The sequence below is a fragment of the Paenalicyclobacillus macrosporangiidus genome, from assembly GCF_900116805.1.
Classification (GTDB): Bacteria; Bacillota; Bacilli; order Alicyclobacillales; family Alicyclobacillaceae; genus Alicyclobacillus_H; species Alicyclobacillus_H macrosporangiidus.
In genome coordinates this window covers 356,611-378,649 of record NZ_FPBV01000001.1, presented here as the reverse complement: position 1 = coordinate 378,649, position 22,039 = coordinate 356,611, and the positions used below count along the sequence as shown (strand labels likewise).

The window sequence follows — 22,039 nt, the reverse complement described above, 5'->3', positions numbered from 1 at the left end:
GAATCCATATGGAGTGCCCTCAGAAACGGAGCGACCCAGCCGAATCCCTTATCCATAGATGGTCCCGCGCGGTTCATGGAATTGCAAAACGCCGAATTGCAAAACGCCGAACCTTTTTAGGGCGGGGGAGATTTCTTCTTGGGGTGAATGACGAAACGTCTAGGGCAACCTTTCTGCCCGAACCCGTCAACTAACCTCGTAGGCGAAAGAAAGGAGAATTCAAGTGCATACGTTTCCGGAAACCCGTCTGACGGGAACGGGTTCTGTTTCCTTTTTCGCCGATTCCGTGCACTTGGTTGAAAACCCCATTTTGTCGGACTCCGTTTCATATCCTTCTGCCTCACACCACCCAGGGACATTGCATCCGCCCATCGCGGTGTCCGCATCCTCCAACGCGAATCCACAGGTGTACCCGCAGCCGTACCCGACCACGCGGGCATTGCTCAACAGCCCGCATCCGTAATCGGCACGCCCAAGCATGAGTTGGGTGACTCCCCAATCATCGCCTGAAGGAGGAGAATGGAACGTGGCCATCGAACCCACCAAGGAAGCTGAACATGTGTTTATGGTGTCGACGGAAATTTTTCAGCATCCCGGCCTGGATATTTACACACAGATGGTGTGTATTGTGTTGCAGTCCTACAAGAACGAATCCACCCTCCCCACCCTGGGAGACATTGCCCGCCTCGGCCGGATGACGACCAAACAGGCAACGGGTGCGCTCCAAGCGCTCGTGGATTTAAGAATCCTGCCGCACAAGATCTTTCGGCAAATCGTTGGGGCATTCGAAGATGATCGCCTGTCCTGGACAGCGAAAGGGGTGCTGGCGTACTGTAAAGACCACCCACACGTCCGATTGCAGGATTTGATGGAATTGTCCAGCCAATCGGGCGAAGAAGAACACCACATCCGAAACGCCATCAAGGAACTGGACCGCTACGGCTATCTGGATGATTTTTCCGAGCTGAAGAAAGTGCTTCACTGAGGCAAATCTTCTCCTCTTGTACCATGGGAAGGTGAGGGCACACCGTGAAAACGCGTTTGAAAGTGCTTGCCAGTGGACTGCTGGGCGCGACCGCCGTCTTGGCGGGGGCAATCGGTGCATGGTACCATCTGTGGCAGCGTGCCGGAACACCATCATCCGATTCCAACGTGTCCATTCAACTCGTATCCTCCACGCCCGTGGACGCTTCGCAGCAAAACCAACAGCAAGATCAGAAGCAAAACCCGCAGCAACTTCAACTGCAAAACCAGGTGTACGCCGCGGTCCAACAGATGCTGCAAGCGCCCGCGCCCCCCTCGCTGGATGCGTCCGGCTTTGTACAGTCTGTGTATGCCAAGGCGGGCGTGCAACTGCCGAGGACGATTGCCGAACAAGCGCAAACCGGGATCCTCATCCACCGCGCCACCAATCTCGCCATCGGAGACCTGGTCTTCTTCGACCTCGACAACACCGGCGCTGCAACCTTTGACGGAATTTACCTCGGCAACAACCAATTCGCAGCCCTGACCACCCACGGCCTGAAGGTCATTCCCCTCGATGATCCGTACTGGTCAGGCAAATTTCTGTACGGCCGGCGTGTGCTGTAAAGGAAACCCTCTGAATGAAGACTTGCATCGCGGAGCATTCCCCGGCAGCGGAGACGGGGAACCCTGCACAAAATAAAAAACCTCCGGGAACTCCCCGGAGGCACGCCGCACCTGACCTACGCGTTCGGCAACAGATGCGGCAGTGTCAACGTGACCGCCGGTACGTACGTGATCACCATCAACACTGCGAACAGCAACAGCAAGAACGGAATCATGGCGACGGTCATCCGCTCGACCGAGATCTCACCAATCGTACAGCCCACAAAGAGAACGCTGCCCACCGGCGGGTGGAGCAAACCGATACCCAAGTTGAGCATCATGACAATCCCGAACTGCACCGGATCCATGCCGAAGTGCGTCACCACCGGCAACAGAATGGGCGTCGCGATGAGGATCAACGGTGCCATGTCCATCATCAGTCCCAACAACAGCAGAATGAGATTGATGAGAAGGAGCACCACATACCGATTGTTGGACACGGAGGTGAGGGCCCTCATCACCTGATCGGGAACCTGCAAATACGACAGAAACCACGAGAAAGCCGCGGAAGCACAGATCAAAAACAACACGGCGCTCAACCGGTAAAACGTCGCCACCAACACGCGGTGTATCTGTCGCAACGAAGCACTTCGAAAACCGACAAACACCAGAATGAACGCGTATACCACCGCGATGGCGGCCGATTCGTTGGCGGTGAACACCCCGAACAGGATACCGCCGATGATGATGAACGCCACCGTCAGCGACAGGAGTCCATGCGCCACGATGCGCGGCCACTCACGAACCGGCGGCAGCACCTCTTTCGGATATCCCCGACGCACCGCCATCGCGTAGCTCAACCCCATCAGGGCCAGGCACAGCAGGATGCCTGGGGCAATTCCTGCGGCAAACAGCGCATTGATGGATACGCCCCCAGCCACCAGAGCGTACAGAATGATGTTGTGGCTCGGCGGGACAATCAACCCCTGGATGGATCCCGTGATGGTCACGCCGACCGCGTAATCCTTGTCATAGCCCTTTTGACGCATCATGGGGATCATGATGGAGCCGATGGAGGACGCATCCGCCACGGCGGATCCTGTGATGCCTCCGAAAAACATGCACGCAACGACATTCACAAGCGCCAGTCCACCGCGCAGACGCCCGACCAACAGGTTCGAAAAGTCGATAATCCGCTGGGACAACCCGCCCTCCCCCATGATTTCACCGGCGAGGATGAACAGCGGGATCGCCAGAAGCGACCAAGAGTTGATACCGCTGAGCATCCGTTGGCCCACCACTTCGAGCGGAACCCCGAGGTACCAAGCCGTGAGGAAGGAGGAGATGACCAACGCCAGAGCGACGGGTACCCGCAGCAACACCCCCAGGACAAAGCTGCCAATCAAAATCCACGTGGCCATTCATCTCACCTTCCCTTCACGGCTGAGCAAGTGCACAAGCCCGTAGAGGACCGTCAGCGCACCGGCGGCCGGGATGACCAGGTATTGAAGCCCGTTGGGCAGACCGGTGACCGGCAGGCGGGAGGACCACGTGAGCAAGGTGAATCGATACCCCTCTACCGTCAGGACGCATCCATACAGCACCACCAACAGGTCGATGGCCTTGTCAATCCCCCGCTGCATCCATTTCGGAAAGCGGTCCACGATGAACGTGATGCGCAGGTGCATCTGTTGCCGGAAGCCAGCCGCGATGCTGATGAAGCCAAACCACTGCATCACGGTCAGAACCATTTCCTCGGACCACGCCGGGGTGTGATGAAATACATAGCGGCTGAAGACCTGCCAGAACACGATGACGACCATGACGAGCATCAAGTAGGCACCCAACCATTCGACCATGCGATCCAGCCACCGCATGGCCTGCTTCAGCCGGTCCATGACCATCCTCCATCACTTCGTCGCGCGGATCTGATCAATCAGGTCCTTGTAGTCCTTCCCATACTTGTCGTACAACGGTTGAACCGCCTGTTGCCACTCCGTCACGTCCTGCACTTCCGTAATGACATTCCCGTTGGCCTTCACCGCATCCTTGGCCTTCTGCTCCAACTGCGTCCATGCCTGGCGCTCCGTCTGCTGCGACTCCACGGCCGCTTGCCGGATGATCTGCTGATCCTGAGGAGACAGCTTGTTCCAAGTGGCCTGGCTGACGAGCAAGACCTCGGGATTGCGCGTGTGTTCGTCCTCTGTCACATACTTCGCGACCTTGTAGTGATTCGTCGTATAGTAGCTTGGCCAGTTGTTTTCCGCTCCGTCGATCACGCCGGTCTGCAGCGCGTTGAACACCTCACCATACGCCATCGGAGTCGCCGAACCGCCGAGGGTGTTGACGAGATCCACAAAGATGTTCGACTGCTGGACGCGAATCTTCAGTCCTTTCAAGTCGGACGGGTGGACAATCGGACGTTTGGAGTCATAGAAATTACGGGCGCCCGAATCGTAATAGGTCAAGCCCACCATCTTGGCGCTTTGCAGACTGTCGAGCAACCGCTGCCCGATGGGGCCGTTGAGGACCTTCCACATTTGGTCCGAACTGCTGAACAGATAGGGCAGCGAGAACACGCCGATTTCCTTGTCATAAGACGCCAGCGGCGCCGTGTTGATTCGCCCGAAGTCGATGGCCCCGAGCTGAATCTGTTGAATGACCGTGTTCTCGTCTCCCAACTGCGCATTTGGATAGACTTTGATTTGAATGCGGCCGTTCGTCCGTTCGTTGACCAACTTCGCAAACTCGTTGTCGCCGAGCACGGTCGGATAGTCGGCCGGCTGGTTGTCGGCCAGACGAAGCACCATCGCTGGCTGTCCCTACGCACTGGAGGACGTTCCGCCACTGGTGTTCGATCCCGCCTGATTCCCTCCCGGCGACGTCGTCCCGCATGCGCTTACACCTAGTGCAAGCGCCATCATGGCACCCATGCCCAACCATCTGCGCATACGCATCCGTATCCCCCCTGAAATATGAGCTGAAACCCAACACCAATCCACAGAAGCCGAGCACATTTGGTAATAAAATCTCTCTCTTCGCCGCACATGCCCGCGACATCAGTGGGTTTCTCGGGAAAATTCTAACCTATGCTTCCAACCGAAATCAATATTATCTTTCAAACTCCAACACATCCACACATTTTGCGATAGAATGATTTCGAATCCGAACACGGGAGGGACCGGCATGCCCGTCACGCACGCCGAAGATATTCTGCAGCGAATCTATGAGGATTCCGCCAATCGCCGGACCGCCCGCTTGAACGCAGAAGGAAGTCTTCAGCAGAGGCGCCGACAGCTCACGCGGTTGCTGGGCATTGATCACTTGGTGGTGTCAGATCATCGATTGCCCTCATCCCCCCTCGCCCCTGCCCTGCTCGCCGTCGAAACGGTGGAAGACCTGCGGCTGGAGTGGATCGAATACACCACATACCCGGGCGTACGCACCTGCGCCTGCGTCCTGACACCCCCGCAAGCCCCCGGTCCGAGGCCTGCCGTGCTCGCCTGCCCCGGACACGGGCGCGGGATCGCCGACGCCATCGGCCGGCCACTGCCCCCGAAACTGGCCCGTCCATCCGCCCCGTCCTCGGCCGGTCACCCCGTCCCGCAGGGCGGTGGCATTCACCACCGTTTTGCGATCGAGCTGGCGCGGCGGGGGATGATCGTGATCGTCCCCGAGGTGTTCGGCCTCGGCGTCCGCCGCCTGGCCGACGATGACGCGGTCGATCCCGTCGGCCGCCGCTCCTCCTGTTACCGAATCGCCACCCATCTGTTGATGCACGGCCAGACGCTAGCCGGATTTCGCACCTATGAAGCGATGCGCGCCCTCGACTACCTGCGAACGCGGGCAGAAGTGGACGCGCATCGGATCGGTGTGTTCGGTTTTTCAGGCGGAGGGCTGATCGCCATGCTGACCGCGGTACTCGACGAGCGCATCCGGGCGGTCGTCCTCTCCGGGTACGCCTCGACCTTCCGGGACAGCGTCCTCGCAGCCCCCCACTGCGTCGACAACTACATCCCGGACCTGCTCGAATGGGGCGAGATGCCGGACTGGATAGGCCTCATCGCGCCCCGCCCGCTATTTTTGGAGATGGGCGCCACCGATGCGGTCTTCCCGCTCCCATCTGCCCTGGACGCCGCCGCAGCGGTGCGTGCACGGTACGAGGCGCTGGGGGCGCCGGACGCGATCGCCACCGACGTCTTCCCCGGCGGACACGAGATCAGCGGGCGCCGCTCTTTCGACTGGCTGGCGCGGCAACTCCATGCCGCGGACATGGCGTGAAGCACAAAACGCATCTATCTGTCGCACGCGCAGCTTTCAGGTCGCCCGACGCACGACACTCATTCCGCGAAATAGCGCGGACGGACCTGTTGGGCCGGCAACTCGGGCAAGACCGACAACAGATGGCGGTCATGGTACTTTCTCGCCCACACCTGAACCCCCAGCGGCAATCCATCCGCACTTGTCCCGAACGGGATGGATGCACACGGCAGCCCCACGATGCTCGACAATGTCGACATGGCTGGATTCCCGGTGGACGACAATCCCTTCGGGGCGGGCCCCAAGGTGGAGGGCAACACCAACAGATCGCAGTCCCCAAACAACTCCGTCACCTGCCAGGTCAACTCATCCTTCCTGCGCAGCCCCTCCAAATACGATTGGATGCTGGCTTTGGCCCCCTGTTCGACCACCCATCGAATCTCGGGCCCGATGGGAAGTCCCTCCGCCGCCGCCAACACGTCTCCGAGCAAACTGTACACTTCGGGATGGAAGATGGACTCGAACGTCATCTTCACGTTCAAGAACCAGTCGGGAACGCGCATCTCGCGGATCGCATGTCCCTGCGCAGCGAGCGCTTCGGCATACCGTCCGACGGCCGCCAGCACGTCCGGCGTGATGCCCTCCATCGGGCTGGTGTCGAGAACGCCGACCTTCAGGCGCCGGGATCCCCCCGACGGCCGATTCCTCTCCGTGACGACCGCGGTGCCCGCGCCGCCATACCCGGTCAGGACATCGAAAACACGCAACAGCCATTCCGGTTCCCGCGTGAAAAACCCAGGGTGATCCAGAGAACGGCTGATGTGCGTCATACCCAGCGTATCCACGATGCCAAATGTCGGTTTGAATCCGTAAATCCCACAGAAACTCGCAGGCCGAATGACCGATCCGTTCGTCTGCGTGCCCACCGCGAACGGGACCATCCCGGCTGCGACCGCCGCCGCTGAACCACTGCTCGATCCGCCCGGCGTATGATCCAAATGGTGCGGATTGCGCGTCACCGTCGGGCGGTACCAACAAAATTCCGTGAGTTTTGTCGTCCCGAGGATCACCGCGCCAGCCGAACGAAGCTGCCGGACCAAAGCGGCATCCTCCTTCGGAACCCTGTCCGATTTCACAGGCGCACCGTTTCCAGGCGGACGGCCGGCCAAGTCGAAGACGTCCTTCAGTCCTACCACGAGCCCTTTGAGCGGGCGCGGGCGCTCCTCTCGGTCCAGTTCCTCCGCCTGGTGCAACGCCTCCTCTGCAAACACGGTCTCCCACGCCAGCACGTGGCCGTCCAGTTGCTCAATGGCCGCCAGGCACCGTTCGACAGCGCGCTTCACGGACCCCTTCTCCTCCATCACACCGTCACTCCTTTATGTACCGTTGCGATGTACCGTTGCTGTTGTCGCCGCAACAAACGCCGTAGCCACCTGGGGTTCTCAGCGAGATGATACCACAGCCATCCCGAAGATTCCGTACAAAACGAAGCGGGGCGGCGCCACAGCCGCCTCCCCGGGTATCCCTTTCGCGCAAGCCATCCGCCCTGGCGACGGTGGACGGTACCTTCCGTCCGAACGCCGCTTGCCTCACCGCGCCAGCCAGCCCCCGTCGACCACCAGCACGTGCCCGTTCACGTAGTCGGACGCGGGGGAGGCGAGGAACACCGCCGCCCCGGCGATGTCCGCCGGTTCGCCCCAGCGGCCGGCCGGGATGCGTGATCGAATGGCTTCGTTTCTATCCGGGTCTTTGCGCAGCGCTTCCGTGTTGTTCGTCGCGACGTATCCCGGCGCGATGGCGTTCACCTGGACGCCCAGCGCCGCCCACTCGTTGGCCAGCGCCTTGGTGAGGCCTGCCACCGCATGTTTGCTGGCGGTGTACGCGGGCACCAGGATGCCCCCCTGGAACGACAGGACGGACGCGATGTGGATGATCTTGCCCTGGCGGCGCTCGAGCATCGGCTTGGCGACCGCCTGCGTCAGCCAGAACAAGGCGTGGAGATTGACGTTCATCACGTCGTACCAGTCCCGTTCGCGATACTGCACGGCGGGCGCCCGGCGGATGATGCCCGCGTTGTTGACGAGGATGTCGATCCGCTCCTCCGCCAGCAGCCCCTGCACGCCCGCCGCGGCGGCACTAGGATCGGCGAGATCCAGCAAGACCGTGCGGTGGCGCCGCCCGGTTTCGGCCACCAGGCGTTCCGTCTCCTGCATGTTGTCCTGATGGCCGAGCAGTACCACGTCCGCGCCCGCCTCGGCCAACGCCACGGCGATGGCCTGGCCGATGCCGGTCCGGGCCCCCGTCACCAGCGCTGTCTTGCCGGACAGCGAAAACATCCGTTCCAAACCGTTCCTGCTCACGCGCTCACCCCCTTACCGCAAATCGTCCATGGCGACCGGGTCCATGTCCTTGAACGTGTAGTTCTCGCCCGCCATGGCCCAGATGAACGTGTAGGAGCGCGTCCCGACACCCGAGTGGATGGACCAACTGGGGGAAATCACCGCCTCCTCGTTGGCCACCACCAGATGGCGTGTCTCCCCCGGTTCGCCAAAGAAGTGGAAGACGCGCGCGGCGGGATCGAGGTCGAAATAGAGGTAGACTTCCGAACGCCGGTCATGCAGGTGGGCCGGCATGGTGTTCCACAGGTTGTTCGGCGCCAGCTCGGTCATGCCGAGCATCAGTTGACAGCTCTGGACGCCGTTCGCATGGATGAACCGGTACAGGGTGCGGCGGTTGGACTGATCGTCCGAGCCGAGCTGCTCGAACTCCGCATCCTGCGGGCCGGTCTTGCGCGTCGGATACGCCTGGTGCGCCGGCGCGGACACCAGGTAGAAACGGGCGGGCTGGGCCCTATCCACGCTGCCAAAGGACAGCGTCCGCTTCCCCAGGCCGACGTACAGGCACTCGCGCCGGGCCAGCCCGTACACCTCTCCGTCCACCGTGACCGTCCCCGGCCCGCCGATGTTGACGATGCCGATTTCGCGCCGCTCCAGGAGGTACTCCGTGTGCAGCTCGGGCACCTGGCTCACCGTCACCGGAGCCTCCACCGGCACCACGCCGCCGATGAGCATGCGGTCGTGGTGGGTGTACACCCACTTCACCTCCCCCGGCTGGAACAGGCCCTGCACCAGGAACTCGGCGCGCATGCGCTCCGTGGAAAACTGCGCGGCGTCCCGCGGATGAATCGGATGTCGAATCTCCATGTGTCCTCTCTCCTCCTCGCATGGGTTGAAGGCTTCGGCACTCCCGGACCAAGGGCGTCCGCCTGACCCCACGTTGGCCGATCCCGGTTTTCCCATCACAGCCCAAGCAAATCGGCGATGGCAATCGGCCGGTGCTCCTGCGCCGAACGCCACACGGCTTCTCCGGTGGCCACCGCGTACGCTCCGTCCCGGCTGCCCGAAAGAATGGGGTACGGACGACGGGGATCGACGCCCATGAACAGATCCTCCTGCAGCACCGGATCGCCCCCGCCGTGGCCTCCCTCGCGCTGCACCACGTGGAGCGTTTCCTTGGACCCGAACAGCGGGAAGTAGTCGATGGTCTGCACCGGTGTCGGGAAGGGCACGCGCGAGGGGGCGTGATACTCCATCGTCTCGATGCGCCCTTTCGTGCCGTTGATGGCGAGGCGATACCCTTCATACGGCAGAGAGAAGTTGATGGAGTAGGACAACAGCGCCCCCTGGTCGTAGCGCACCGTCGCCGTGTACGTGTCCTCGATGCGGATCTCCGAATCGAAGATGCACATGTCGGCCCGGTAGCCGGTGTAGGCCTGGTCAATGGGCACGCCCTGGATGGCGCCAAGGTGATCGTCCCGCACCGCCCCCTGCAGGCTGCGCGTATGCCAGCGGGTGTAGTACGCGCAGCGGTCGCGCACGTCGCACGTCCCGCAGAAGCGGCCGTCCCGGCGCTCCGGATTGTGCTCGGAATAGGGACCGTAGTAGTGGAGTGCCCCAAACGCGAACACCTCGACCGGCCGCTGGTCAATCCACCACTGCACGAGATCGAAGTGATGGGAGCTCTTGTGGACGGACAGGCCGCCGGAGAACTCGCGCATCCGGTTCCAGCGTTGGAAATAGCTCGATCCGTGGTAGGTGTCGATGTACCAGTTGAGGTCCACCGACGTCACGCGGCCGACGCGGCCCTCCAGGATTATCTCCTTGATCTTCCTGTGGATGGGTGCGTACCGGTAGTTGAACGTCACCACCACGTGGCCGCGGCTCTTCTGTTCGGCGTCGAGGATGCGCCGGCAGTCCGCCGCCGTGGTCGCCATCGGCTTTTCGGTGACCACGTCGAGGTCGCGCGCCAGCGCCTTCACAATGTACTCCGCATGGGTGCAGTCCCGGCCCGTCACGAGGATCACGTCCGGCTTGACCTCGTCCACCATCCGGTCGAACTCGTCCGGCGCGTACCCCGGCACATCGCGCAGGCTCGGAAAACGGTCCTTGCAGATGGCCACGCGCCGCGAGTCGGCGTCGAGCAGGCCCACCACCTCGGCGTAACCCGGAAACAACTCAATCATCGGCCCGATGAACATGCTCATCGCCCGGTTGCTGACTCCGCAGACCGCCCAACGCTTCATGGTCATCCCTCCCAACGCACCAGCGTGCGCCCGTCCTCTTCGGAGAACGCGACGGGCTCCGGATCCGTCCCGCCGCCGAGCGCCACCTCCAGCCCGGCCAAGAGGAACGCCGCCACGGCCTTTGGCTCGTCCTCGACCACCCGCTCGCCCACGTAATACGCGTACGAGCCGTCCCGGTACGGTGTGCCGCCGAGCCCCGCCACCGCGTTGCAGTGCATCAGGTGCGGCCGTCCGTCCTCGTCCAAGCGCAGGTGATGCGCCACGAGCCCGTCAAACGCCCGCTCGGCGACGCCGGAGAACGCCCGCGAGAGATAGCCGCGCCGGACGCCCTTCGCAAACGCGTAGGCGAACATGGCGCTGCAGGAAGACTCCAGGTAGTTGCCCGGGTGGCCCGCTTTGTCGAGCACCTGGTACCACAACCCGGTCGCCTCGTCCTGGACGGCCGCCACCGCGTGCATCAGCCGTTCGAAGACGCCCACCAGCTGTCCGCGGCGCGGATGGTTGACCGGAAGAAAATCGAGCACGTCGACCACCGCCATCGCGTACCAGCCCATGGCGCGGCCCCAGAACTCCGGAGAGCATCCTGTCGCCGGATTCGCCCACCGCTGCTCCCGGGTCTCGTCCCAGCCGTGATACAACAGGCCGGTGTTGGGATCGCGGGTGACCTGCTCCAGCAGGAGCAGGTGCTCCGCCGCCGTATCGAACCAGACCGGGCGCGCGAACGTGTAGGCGTACTCGGCCAGAAACGGTGCGGCCATATATCCGCCGTCGAGCCACATCTGAAACGGGTAGATCTTCTTGTGCCAAAACCCGCCTGCACGAGTCCGGGGCTGCCCTTCCAGTTGCATGCGCAGCCGCTCGGCCGCCCGTCGATACCGCGCTTCGCCCGTCTCCACGTAAAGCCGGAAAAGCAGCTTGCCTTCGTTGATCTGATCCAGGTTGTACTCCTCCAGCACATAGGTGCGGATGCGCCCGTCCGCATCCACCAGCCCGTCCACCACTTCCCGGACGAACGCCAGGTACTCCGCCCGTCCCGTCCGGCGGCCGATCTCCCGCACCGCCCGCAACACGCAACCGCTCTCATAGTTCCACGACGCGTGCAGCCCATTGCTCCACCCGAACGCTCGCTGTGCGCAGGCGTCCGCCACGCGGAGGATCCAGGTCGTCTCCCGGTTCATGCTCGTCCTCGCCCCCTTCCCGGGCGCCGCATCCTTCCTCGGCGGCGCGCATGCGTTTCTTGAAGCCGGAGGGCGTGTCCCCCGTGTATTTCTTGAACACCTGGCTGAAATACTGCGTGTGATCCGCGAAACCCACCCGCTCCGCCACCTCGGCGACCGTCAGGTCGGGATTGCCCCGCCACAGATCCTGGGCCCGCTGGATCCGCATCATCGTCAGGAAGTCGGAGAAGCGCAGCCCCGTTCGTTCCCGAAACAGGCGCCCCAGATAATCCGGACTGACGAAGAACTGGTGACGGGCCAAGTGCGTCAAGTTGATGCACGGATCGGCCAGGTGCTTCTGCACGTACGCCACCACGCGTTCCACGAGCCCTTGCCGTTCCGCACGCTCGGCATGGTCCTCCGCTCCGGACGGGGTGGCTTCGAGTTCGGACAGGCGCGCCTTGACCCGTGCCAGTTCCGCTTCCAGGTCCATCACCCGGGCCTGCTGCGCCCGGCGATGATCCAGCCCGTCGACGAGCGCGTCCAACACCCGCCCAATCTCGTCTTCGTTGCAGGGTTTGAGCAAGTAGTGACGGACCCCCAGTTCCATCGCGCGCCTCGCCAGGTGGAACTCCTCGTACCCCGAGAGGACGGCGAACACCACATCGGGGAACGCTTGACCAACCCGCGCCATCAGTTCGAGCCCGTCCATCCCCGGCATCTTGATGTCGCAGATCACGATGTCCGGCGGGTCCTCGGCGATTTTCCGATAAGCCGCCAATCCGTTGTCCGCCGTGCCCACCAGCCGCGTGCGGTGGGCCGACCACGGGACCAGCGCGGCGATGGCCTGCAGCACAATCGGCTCGTCGTCCACCAACAACACCCGGTACACCGTCTCACCCCCCCCTTGAAGCCTCTCCGGTGCAGCCCCCGGTCTCATCGTTCCTCCGGCAGGGCAGGCGCAGCGTGATGGCCGTCCCCTCCCCCGGCTGCGCACGTACCGTCAAACCGTACGCCTCGCCGTACCGCGACTGCAATCGGTGATGGATGTTGCGCAGGCCAATCTTGCCCGTCCTTCCCTCGCCCGACAGGGCCCGCTGCACCGCTTCGCCGTCCATCCCCGGCCCGTCATCGGCCACCGTGATGACCACCGCGTCATCCTCCCGTCTCCCCCGAATGCGGATGTGGAACGTCCCCACCACCTGTTCCAGGCCGTGTTTGATGGCGTTTTCAACCAACGGCTGCAGGGTGAGTTTTGGGATCTCGGTGTCCATTAGCCCATCCTCCACTCGGATGTCGCACTGCAGCCGGCTCCCGAACCGGACCGTCTGAATGGTCAGGTAGTGCTCCACCAGCGCGAGCTCCTCGCGCAGCGCGATGACCGGCCGCTCGCGATCCATCAAGCTCCGGAACATCGCCCCGAGCGCTTCCACCATGCGGGAGATGGTGTGCTGCCGGTTGATCTTGGCCAGCCAGTTGATGGAGTTGAGGGTGTTGTACAGGAAGTGCGGGTTGATCTGCGCCTGCAGCGCCTGGAACTCCGCCTCCTTCACCAACAGCTTCTGCACGTAGTTCTCCTCCACCAACTGGTCGATCCGCTTCAACATCCGGTGAAAGTTGACATACAGCTGACCGATCTCATCGCGGCCGCGCGGCCCCGCCTCTCCGTCCGGACTCGCGAGGGGCCAGTCCCCCGCCTGCACCAGTTTCATCTGCGTGGTCAGTTCCTCGAGCGGCCGGGTCAACCGCGCCGCCAGGTTCCGGATGAGCCACAGGGACAGGAGGCACAGCAGCATGTCGGCCGCGATGCAGGCGGCCTTGACCTTCCACAGGCCGCTGAACATGACGTCGTACGGGATCAGGGTGTAATACTCGAATCCCTGGTAGCCTGTCCGGAGTCGCGTGACGAACACCCGCCCCCGCGGGGTATCGAGGATGCTCCAGGTCTTCACCCGCTCGGACAGGTCCGGGTACATCGCCAGAACCTCGGAGCTCGACGCGAACACCGGTTGACCCGCCTTGCTGATGAGCACGTCTTTCCCGTCCGACAGGTCGATGTACATGCGGACCAGTCGGTCCAATTCCACCTTCATCGTCAACAGGCCGATGGGCCGCAGGCTCAGGCTGTTCTTGTCGCGGATCTCGCGGGCAGACAGGAGTGCCACATCCGGACCGTCCGTGCGCAACAGCCACACGTGGCCGCCTTGGGCATCCCGGATCTGCGCGAGCTCCTGCGGCTTCAGTTCCAGGACCAATCCGTCGTTGCCCACCGTGAAGTGGGTCCCGTCGTTGCTCTGCAGGTCGATGTAGCCGAGATACTGGTTGTCCTGGAGGAGCGTGATGAGCTGCTTGAACAGGGCGTCCCGGCGCACGAGGGTGTCAAACCCATCCGGGTGATCCGCAATCTGCACGAGGGCCGCCTGCACCGAGTCGTCCGCCAGGATTTGAAATGAAAAATCCTCCACCGACCTCAGTTCGCTGTTGATGATGGACGAACCGACATTCAGTTCGCCGCTGGCCTCCGTGTACAGCTTGGCGTTCCCGAACCAGGTGACCGCCTCCACCAACGCGACCCCAATCAACGTGTACACCACCAAGAGCGACGAAAACGCGAGAACCATCTTGTTGCGAATCTTGAGATGGCGGTAGTGAACGCGCAGGCGCCGCAGCGTGTTCAACCGGGAAGCCCCCTTCACGCGGCCGCACGCCGGCCGCCTTTCTGGACGCTTACCCTTTCAACCCGCCCGTGGTGATTCCCTCCACCACGTAGCGTTGGAAGATGAAAAACACCACCAACACCGGGATCAGGCTCGCCACCGACATGGCGAACATGGCCCCCCAGTTGGACACCGCGTCCGGGTCGGAGAACATCTTGATGGCCAGCGACACCGTGTATTTCTTCGGGTCCTGCAGGTAGATCAGCGGCCCGATGAACTCCTCCCATCGCCAATAGAAACTGAAGATGGCGCAGGTGACCATGGCCGGAACAATCATCGGCACCAAGATACGCACGAACGCCGAGAACCGGGTGCACCCGTCGATGAGCGCGGCCTCCTCCAAATCCCTCGGGATGCTTCGGATGAACTGCATGATGAGAAAGACGAAGAACGGCGTGCCGAAGAACGTCGGCAGGATCAGCGGCAGATAGGTGTTCAGGAACCCCATCTTGTTGAACAGGATGTACTGCGGAATCATCACGATCTCCGGCGGCAGCATCATCGTCAGCATCATGCAGACGAACCAGAACTTCCGCCCGAAAAAGCGGATGCGGGCGAATCCGTACGCAATCAGGGTCGAGGACAGCACGCTCCCGATGGTGCTGATGATGACGACCAGCAGCGAATTTTTGAAGAATGTGGCAAACGAAATGCCAGCAAATCCCTTCCATCCCTCGGGATAGTTCTGCCACTGCGGGTTGTGCGGAATGAGAGAAGAAGCGGTCGAGAACACCTCGGTTCCGTCCTTCAGGGAACTGCTGATCATCCACAGCACGGGATAGATCATCGCCAGCGACACGAGACTGACCAGGATGTAGTGGATTGTTTTCGCCGAACGGCTCCCCATCGTCATTCACTCTCCGACTCGTAGTGCACCCAGTACGACGAGCTCCGAAAGATGAGCGCCGTGCACAGGGCGATGACGGCCAGAAGCACCCAGGCCATGGCGGATGCGTACCCCATCTTGAAAAACTCGAACGCGTTGCGGAACAGATAGAGCACGTACAGGAGTGTGCCGTCCAGCGGATCGCCGTGGCCGTTGGAGATGATGTAGCTCGGCGTAAAGGCGAGGAAAGCCTGGATCACCTGCATGACCACGTTGAACAGGATGACCGGGGTCAACATCGGCAGGGTGATGCGCACGAACTTCTGCCATGCGTTGGCCCCGTCGACGCCGGCGGCCTCGTACAGCTCGCGCGGGATGTTCTTGAGCCCGGCGAGAAAGATCAGCATGGGCGATCCGAATTGCCAGCCTGCCAACAGGACCAGGGTCCACAGGGCCAGATGCGGATCGCCCAGCCAAGGCAGCGGATGCAGGCCCACCGCCGTCAACAGCGCGTTGATGGCCCCCTTGTCGCTGAACAGCTGCTTCCACATCACCGACACGGCGACACTCCCGCCGATGAGGGAGGGAACGTACAGCACCGTGCGAAAAAACCCCGCCCCTGCGGTGATACGGTCCAACAGCATGGCGATGAGCAGGGCGCACACCAACCGGACCGGTACCGCGGTGAACACGTATTGGACCGTCACGCGCACGGACTGCCAGTACTTGTCATCCTGGGTAAACATCTGCCGGAAATTCTCAATCCCGACCCAATGCGGAGAACCCAACATGTTGTAGTCCGTGAAGGACAGGTACAACGACGCCGCCGTCGGGAACAGGGTCAGGCCGATGAACCCGATCACGAAGGGCAGGATGAACAGGTACCCGGTCAAGTTGTCGTTCTTCTTTCGGCGAGAACGCACTCCGGGCGCCGGCGGGACGATGGTGTCGGTTTTCGTGGCAAGCATGCGTTCTCTCACCCTCTGTCACTTCAGCAGGGATTCGGCCTTGCTCCGGAATTCCTTGGCCCCCTGCTCTGGCGTCTCCTTGCCGAACAGGACCTTCTGGTCCACGTCCTTCAAGGTCTGGCTGATCTGCGAGTAATTGGGCGGGCTGTCGGGATCAATGGGACTGCTGTGCTTCGACACGTAATCGATATAGTCGAACGTCTCCTGATCCAGCGGCGACAGAGACGACTTCAACTGCTCCCGGATGTCCGATGACACCGGCACACCGCGCTCCGTCTTCAGGATCTTGGCGGCGTCCAGGTTGTTGATGAAGAAGTTGATGAAATCCGCCGCCTCCGCCTTGTGTTGGGACGTCTTGCTGATGGAGAAGAACATCGACGGCTTCAGGTACATCCCCTTGTCCGCGTCCGGGCCCGGCAGCGGCGCGAGTTTCAGCGGGAGCTTGCCGTTGTTCGACAGCGCCGTCAACTGGTTCGACCAACGCAGATCGAAGGCCGCCTTCTGCTGCGCCAACGGCTCCTGCTCCAGACCCTGAATCTGCTGAATCTTGTCGATGGTCGGCGCGGCACCGTCCCGGATCAGCTTGAGATTGATCTGCCAGTAGTCGGCGAGCGTCTGGTCGTCGTAGCCCAGCGCTTTCTGGTCCTGGGAGAACAGGTGCTGGCCATGCTGGCGGATGTAGTACTCGGGCGTGAACGTGTAATCCAGTGTGCGCGCGCCCCAGATGCCGAGCTTTTGGTGCACCGTCTCCGCCATCTGGATGAAATCGTCCCAGGTCCAGTCGGGCTTGGGATCGCTCAGGCCGGCCTTCTGCAGTAGATCCGGGTTGTACAGGACGGCGAGGGCGTTTTCCGCCAACGGGATGCCGAGCTGCTGGCCGTTGATGACGCCGGTGCCGAGCAGCTGCGGATCGATCTTGCTGACGTCAATCTGCTTGCTGTCGATGTAAGGTTTCAGGTCGTCCAACAGGCCCTGGGAGGAAAACTGGGAGATCATCGGCCCGTAGTTCATCTGCATGACGTCCGGCAGGTTGTTGCCGGCGGCCTCGGTCGTCAGCTTCTGCTGATACCCGGAGTAACCGGTGAACTCGGGTTGAATCTTGATGTTTGGATGGGATTTTTCATAGAGATCGATGACCTGCTGCGTAAGATTCGCGCGGGTTTGATCCCCCCACCAGGAGATGCGCAGCGTGATGGTCTGCCCGTTACTCGCAGGTCCGCCAACACCGTTGTTGGCCGTGTTCTGTCCGGTACCGCCGCTGCTTCCGCCGCATCCGGTGACCGCCACCAGGGCCACCGCGGCCGGTACGAGCCACTGAGCCGCCCGTTTCATCATCCGAACCCCCTTCTTCCTCTTCGCGCGGATGAAACCGCTTGCAGGATGTCTGTATTATAGAAAGCGGCCCGTACCGGCAGGAATCGAAAAATCCGAAGGGTGTTGTTTAAAAATCCGATATGCGACAGGGTTTCCGTTGCAACGTCGCCCGGGGGCACTGCGTCTATATAGGTGAACGGACGCCCTGGTGCCCGGGGCGCAGAGGGTTCGGAATTGAGGTGTCACCCACATGGGGGTTGGATTCATCATCACCGTCGGCCTGCTGAGCGTCGTGTTGGGGCTCTTCGCCAGGCAGGCGCTGTCGGGCATGGAAACACCGCCGGAACCGGAATCGCATCAGGATGCTCCCCACACCCACGCCATGTAGTCTCTCTGCAGCGCTTCCAGCCGCGCCGCATCCCACCGGACCGTGAACGGAGCGGCCGCACGGGCCGGCGGCTCGCCTGGCGTGACGGACGGCACCTGAGCCCAAGACGCCGCCATGCGCCACAACGGATCCTGGCCTGCCGCCCGGCCCGCGGCCACCGCGTCCGGCTCGGCATCGCCCGCCTCTGAACCGGGAAGCCCGGCCGGCCGCGGATCCCGTGCGTCCGCGAGCCGTTCGGCGGTGCGCGCATGCGCCCGGTCGAACAACCCCTCCGGACAGACCCCCACGTAGAACAGGGCGCGCTCGGGCTGCATCTGCACATCCTGGGCAATCGAGTGCGCCAATCCGGCGACATGCAGGCACCGTTCGGCGGCCCCGCAGGAGCACTCGGCGCCGGCCGCCATCCGGGCTGCCGCGGCCGCGTCCGGCAACAGGAGCCGCCCGGCGTCCGCCGCGTGGCGCAAGAAAGATTCCTCCCACCGCCCCATCCACAAGGCGCCCAGCCAATCCGGGCGCTGGCAGAACCACTCCGCCACCTCGTCCAACACCGGTGGCCACCAATCCGGGCAGGGCAAGGTCACCGACGCCCCCGCGTCCAGACCGGCACCCGGGCCTGGATGGGGTGCCTGCACCATGGCGTAAATGTGCCCCTCGCGCACGGTCACCCCTGTCACCAGGCTCTGCCGCGCCGCGTGACGCGGACGCCGCTGTCCTGCCGAATCGATCCATTCCAACAGGTGATGCCATCCCCACGTGCCGCCAGGCTTCGACGAGCGCGCCATCAGTCCTCCATCTCCCCTACGGCCGCCTCCACATCCAACATGAACAGCCGCCGCAGCGTTTCGTCATCGAATTCCGTCAACCAACCTTCCCCCGTCCCGGCCACGACCTGCGTCAGGGCGCGCTTGTGCGCAATCATCTGATCGATCCGCTCCTCCAGCGTCCCCGGGCAGATGAGCCGGTGCACCTGGACGTCCTTCGTCTGCCCGATGCGGAACGCGCGATCCGTCGCCTGATCCTCCACCGCCGGATTCCACCAGCGGTCGTAGTGAAACACGTGGTTGGCGCGGGTGAGGTTGAGCCCCGTGCCGCCCGCCTTGAGCGACAGGACGAACACCGGCGCGGGATCCACCCCCTCCTGAAACCGGGCGACCAACTCCCCCCGTTTGGCTGCGCCGAGCCCCCCGTGCAGAAAGGGTGGACACCAACCGAACCGGGCCTGAAGCGCAGCGACCAACAGTTCGCCCATCTCGCGGAACTGGGTGAACACCAGGGCGGCTTCTCCCTTGGCGACCACCTCTTCGATCCGCTGCAACAACAGTGTCAACTTTCCCGATCGGCCAGGCGTCCCCTTCCCTCCGGCGACCAGCGCCGGGTGATCGCACACCTGTTTGAGCCGGGTGAGCGCGGCGAGAATTTGCCCGCGCCGCCCGATGGAGCCTGGCCGCCCGAGCCCCTGGAACAGGTCGTGGACGATCCGTTGGTACAAGGCGGCCTGTTCCGGCGTCAGGGCGGCATAGGCGGCGATCTCCCACTTTTCGGGCAGCTCCCGGCGGATGACGGGGTCCGCCTTGCTGCGGCGCAGCAGGATGGGTTGCAGCAGCGTCCGCAGCCGCCGCGCCGTGACGCCGCCCGGGGCCCGTGCCACCGGATCGGCGAAGGCACGGTGGAACCAACGGGCGCTCCCGAGGTATCCCGGATTGACCAACTGGACGATGGACCACAGCTCTTCGAGCCGGTTCTCCACCGGCGTGCCGGTCAAGGCCACCCACTGCCGCACCTTCAGGCGGCGCAGCATCCGCGCTTGATGGGTGTCCGGATTCTTGATGGCCTGCGCCTCATCGGCGATGGCGACGTCCCACTGGATGGCCTGCAGAACGTCCGCGTCGCGCACGGCCGTTCCGTACGTGGTGACGACGACGTCGCACCTCCGAAGGGCCGCCGCCAACCGCGGCGTCCCGTCCGCATCCGTCTGGTGGCGGGCGCTGCCGTGGTGGATGTGGACGCGCAGGCTGGGGACGAATCTCGCCATCTCCTGCCGCCAATTGGCGAGCAGCGACGTCGGACAGACCAATAGGTGAGGGCCCCGGGCTTGCCCCGTCTCCTTGAGATACCACAGATAGGCCAATATCTGGACGGTCTTGCCCAGCCCCATGTCATCGGCCAGCACCCCGCCCAGCCCCAGCCGCCGCAGATGCACCAACCACGCATACCCGGTCTGCTGATAGCCCCGCAACTGTCCCCGGAAGCCGTCCGGAGCGGGCAGGGGGCTGGGGTGGCAGGCCATGCGCAGCGCGTCGACGAACTGCGCCAGGTCGGCGGCGGAATGGTCAAAGGACAGCTCCACCGGTATCGTCTCTTCCTCGGACGCCTGCGCCCACAGCCACAGCCTCGCGAACGCCGGCAACGACCGCTCTTCCGGCGATGGCCTCGTCATCTCCAGGCGGTCGAGGAGAGCCCGCACCGGGACCAGGCACCACCCGGCATCCGTCTGGAGCAACGGCGCGCCCTGCTCGACCATGCGCGCGAAGGCCTCCGGCGTCACCGTGACGTCTCCGACGGCGAGGGTCCAGTCGAAGTCGGCCAGGTGCGCCAGATCGAACCACGGACGCGCGGTGGCCGCGGGAAGCGGTGAAGACCTGGGAGATCGACGGCGAACCTGCACCTGGAGGCGGATGTCTCCGGCATCCACCCGCTTCAACGCGGGCAGCCGGACGGAGATTCCCTGGGCCTCCAACCTGGGCGCATACACCGTGAACAGGTCGTACGCCTCCTGCGCCGGCACCCGCCACTGGCTTGGGGCGGGCGCCTGCAGCGCCGGCCCCAGGGCCGGCCACACCTCCGCCGCCCGGCAGAGCTGCGGGAGGATCCATCGGTCCGGGCGATGTAGCCGTTCCCCGCCGATCCACCAGACCCGGCGCGGTTCGCGCCACCACGACGCCAGCGGCGCCCGTACGCCCGGGCGGCGCCGATGCGCGATCCAAAAACGCACGGTCCAATCGTAGCTGTTCCCCTTCGGCGGCTCCAAGACCAACTCCAACCGGTAACGCCCTGCACCGTGGGTATCCGCCCACCGTTCCGGCGTCCATCCCGTGCCGGCGAACCAACGCCGCAAGGCCCGCCACATCAACCATCCGTCGGCGTGGAACAGTGCGCCGTCCGAAGTCAACGCTCGGGCGAACGCCTCCATCAGTTCCGGTTCGCCCCGATAGAGGATGCGGAACGGGGCCGGCGCGTCTTGCGGGAGCAGCTCGCCTCGGGACAGCGCCTGGCGGACGAAGTGATCCACACATCGACAGAGCCAGGCATCGCACAGCCGGCGGGCATTCTCATCCCCGAACGCCGCGGCTGACGGCGCCCACCACCGTTCCGCCTGGGACAGCAGGACCATTCTGCGGTCCACCAATTCCTCCCGCGTCCACGCCGGCATCCAGGCGGCTGCGAACGCGCCCGCGCCCGACGGCCACTCCGCGTATCCCAGGTCCCCCGCCTGCGCGAGACGGCCCATGAGATCCCAGACGCCCCCTCCGGGCAGGTCCACGGGGGCTGCGAACGGCAGCACGTCCTGGCTTTGCACGATCTCGAGCGCCAACCCGACCGCCCACCCGTATACGGCGAGGTCGTCCGCCAGCGGCCACGGCGCACTTGGCAAGCGGGAAATCAGGTGCAGAAAGTCCCGGCCGCCGAGCACCACGCTGTCCGCTTCGGCCCGTACACAGGAAGGCTCCAGGTGTCTGAGGCACCAGCGTTTGACCGGTTCCACGGGGTCATGGCCTACGGATGCCCCGGTCAGCCACAGCCGGACCTCTCCGTCCTGCCACCAGGCTTTTCCTGGCGTCAACCGCCCGTGCAATCGAACCGGTTGTGTCTCCTCAACCCGCATCCCTGTCCCCTCGAACTGTCCAAGCCTCATGGACGGTATTCGTTATATTATATCAAGTTCCGGTCCCCGGCGGGGTTCGGCCGCTGCCGCCCAAAACGGCGTGGCGAGGCCGGCCGTACGGCCGCCTCGCCCCGGATACGGAAGATGGTGATGTCGGCTGTCTCTCAATGGGGGTCATCCTGCCCGTCCGGTCCATCCGGATGGCCCGTGACCCCACGCTCCTTCAACGTGCTTTCCCGGTGCGGAATGTCGGGTGCGATTCCCCCTTCATCCCGCATGCGGTCCACCGCATCCACGACGGATTCCGTGAACGCATTGTGCTGCGGCGTGTGGGGGACGGGATCCCCGCCGTCCATGCGCCATCGCTCCTCTCCT

At 63.4% G+C, this 22,039-nt stretch carries 20 protein-coding genes and 1 riboswitch; of the genes, 4 read left to right on the top strand and 16 right to left on the bottom strand.

Translation table 11 applies throughout. The annotated features are described in order from the left end of the window. Window positions 1-94: 94 nt before the first annotated feature. Window positions 95-220: riboswitch (cyclic di-AMP (ydaO/yuaA leader) on the top strand. Between the two features lie 306 nt (window positions 221-526). Continuing rightward, window positions 527-985, top strand: a complete 459-nt coding sequence (locus BM357_RS01715; protein ID WP_074948930.1) for a hypothetical protein — start codon at window positions 527-529, stop codon at window positions 983-985. A gap of 44 nt (window positions 986-1,029) precedes the next feature. Beyond that, window positions 1,030-1,590, top strand: coding sequence for a C40 family peptidase (locus BM357_RS01710; RefSeq protein WP_074948928.1), 561 nt, complete (start codon window positions 1,030-1,032; stop codon window positions 1,588-1,590). A 116-nt stretch (window positions 1,591-1,706) separates the two neighbouring features. On the opposite strand, the gene BM357_RS01705 is transcribed toward BM357_RS01710, so the two are convergent. From BM357_RS01705 to BM357_RS01695, 3 genes are read right to left on the bottom strand one after another with little or no spacing between them, the layout of a single operon-like run. Further along, a complete protein-coding gene (locus BM357_RS01705; protein WP_074948926.1) occupies window positions 1,707-2,990 on the bottom strand; it encodes a TRAP transporter large permease in 1,284 nt (427 codons plus the stop codon). Next, a complete protein-coding gene (locus tag BM357_RS01700; protein WP_074948924.1) occupies window positions 2,991-3,467 on the bottom strand; it encodes a TRAP transporter small permease in 477 nt (158 codons plus the stop codon). It lies immediately after the preceding gene. A 12-nt stretch (window positions 3,468-3,479) separates the two neighbouring features. Beyond that, window positions 3,480-4,379, bottom strand: coding sequence for a TRAP transporter substrate-binding protein (locus BM357_RS01695; RefSeq protein ID WP_245783793.1), 900 nt, complete (start codon window positions 4,377-4,379; stop codon window positions 3,480-3,482). Window positions 4,380-4,755: 376 nt separating this feature from the next. Between BM357_RS01695 and BM357_RS01690 the strand changes: the two genes are divergently transcribed. Beyond that, entirely contained in the window at window positions 4,756-5,850 is a 1,095-nt protein-coding gene (locus BM357_RS01690; RefSeq protein ID WP_074948922.1) for an alpha/beta hydrolase family protein, read from the top strand. Between the two features lie 59 nt (window positions 5,851-5,909). Here BM357_RS01690 and BM357_RS01685 read toward each other — a convergent pair whose 3' ends face one another. The 10 genes from BM357_RS01685 to BM357_RS01640 all read right to left on the bottom strand — a co-directional run bounded on the left by BM357_RS01685 (window position 5,910) and on the right by BM357_RS01640 (window position 17,411). Then, window positions 5,910-7,172, bottom strand: coding sequence for an amidase (locus BM357_RS01685; RefSeq protein WP_175511402.1), 1,263 nt, complete (start codon window positions 7,170-7,172; stop codon window positions 5,910-5,912). Window positions 7,173-7,418: 246 nt separating this feature from the next. Next, window positions 7,419-8,165, bottom strand: coding sequence for a 2-dehydro-3-deoxy-D-gluconate 5-dehydrogenase KduD (kduD, locus tag BM357_RS01680; protein WP_074949276.1), 747 nt, complete (start codon window positions 8,163-8,165; stop codon window positions 7,419-7,421). A 36-nt stretch (window positions 8,166-8,201) separates the two neighbouring features. Beyond that, the gene (gene kduI, locus BM357_RS01675; protein WP_074948918.1) at window positions 8,202-9,032 is read right to left on the bottom strand and encodes a 5-dehydro-4-deoxy-D-glucuronate isomerase; all 831 of its coding nucleotides are present in this window, start codon (window positions 9,030-9,032) and stop codon (window positions 8,202-8,204) included. Between the two features lie 95 nt (window positions 9,033-9,127). Beyond that, the gene (locus tag BM357_RS01670; RefSeq protein ID WP_074948916.1) at window positions 9,128-10,411 is read right to left on the bottom strand and encodes a Gfo/Idh/MocA family protein; all 1,284 of its coding nucleotides are present in this window, start codon (window positions 10,409-10,411) and stop codon (window positions 9,128-9,130) included. A 2-nt stretch (window positions 10,412-10,413) separates the two neighbouring features. Then, window positions 10,414-11,589 (bottom strand): glycoside hydrolase family 88/105 protein, encoded by a 1,176-nt coding sequence (locus tag BM357_RS01665; RefSeq protein ID WP_074948914.1) that lies wholly within the window; start codon window positions 11,587-11,589, stop codon window positions 10,414-10,416. Next, on the bottom strand, window positions 11,492-12,460 hold the full coding sequence (locus BM357_RS01660) for a response regulator (protein WP_074948912.1): 969 nt from the start codon (window positions 12,458-12,460) through the stop codon (window positions 11,492-11,494). Before BM357_RS01660 ends, BM357_RS01665 begins: the two co-directional genes overlap by 98 nt. A 4-nt stretch (window positions 12,461-12,464) precedes the next feature. After that, window positions 12,465-14,246 carry a sensor histidine kinase gene (locus BM357_RS01655; RefSeq protein ID WP_074948910.1) on the bottom strand — a complete coding sequence of 594 codons (1,782 nt, stop codon included), beginning with the start codon at window positions 14,244-14,246 and terminating at the stop codon, window positions 12,465-12,467. 49 nt (window positions 14,247-14,295) lie between these two features. Next, on the bottom strand, window positions 14,296-15,132 hold the full coding sequence (locus BM357_RS01650; RefSeq protein ID WP_083430070.1) for a carbohydrate ABC transporter permease: 837 nt from the start codon (window positions 15,130-15,132) through the stop codon (window positions 14,296-14,298). A 2-nt stretch (window positions 15,133-15,134) separates the two neighbouring features. Continuing rightward, window positions 15,135-16,079, bottom strand: a complete 945-nt coding sequence (locus tag BM357_RS01645; RefSeq protein ID WP_074948907.1) for a carbohydrate ABC transporter permease — start codon at window positions 16,077-16,079, stop codon at window positions 15,135-15,137. 18 nt (window positions 16,080-16,097) lie between these two features. Then, entirely contained in the window at window positions 16,098-17,411 is a 1,314-nt protein-coding gene (locus tag BM357_RS01640; protein WP_175511401.1) for an ABC transporter substrate-binding protein, read from the bottom strand. Window positions 17,412-17,643: 232 nt separating this feature from the next. Between BM357_RS01640 and BM357_RS19635 the strand changes: the two genes are divergently transcribed. Further along, window positions 17,644-17,781, top strand: a complete 138-nt coding sequence (locus tag BM357_RS19635) for a hypothetical protein (protein ID WP_175511400.1) — start codon at window positions 17,644-17,646, stop codon at window positions 17,779-17,781. On the opposite strand, the gene BM357_RS01635 is transcribed toward BM357_RS19635, so the two are convergent. From BM357_RS01635 to BM357_RS01625, 3 genes are all read right to left on the bottom strand, one after another. Further along, entirely contained in the window at window positions 17,751-18,563 is an 813-nt protein-coding gene (locus BM357_RS01635) for a hypothetical protein (protein WP_074948903.1), read from the bottom strand. The genes BM357_RS19635 and BM357_RS01635 overlap by 31 nt on opposite strands. Continuing rightward, on the bottom strand, window positions 18,563-21,664 hold the full coding sequence (locus BM357_RS01630) for a DEAD/DEAH box helicase (RefSeq protein ID WP_083430069.1): 3,102 nt from the start codon (window positions 21,662-21,664) through the stop codon (window positions 18,563-18,565). Before BM357_RS01630 ends, BM357_RS01635 begins: the two co-directional genes overlap by 1 nt. A 164-nt stretch (window positions 21,665-21,828) precedes the next feature. Continuing rightward, window positions 21,829-22,020 carry a hypothetical protein gene (locus BM357_RS01625; protein ID WP_074948901.1) on the bottom strand — a complete coding sequence of 64 codons (192 nt, stop codon included), beginning with the start codon at window positions 22,018-22,020 and terminating at the stop codon, window positions 21,829-21,831. Window positions 22,021-22,039: the final 19 nt, after the last annotated feature.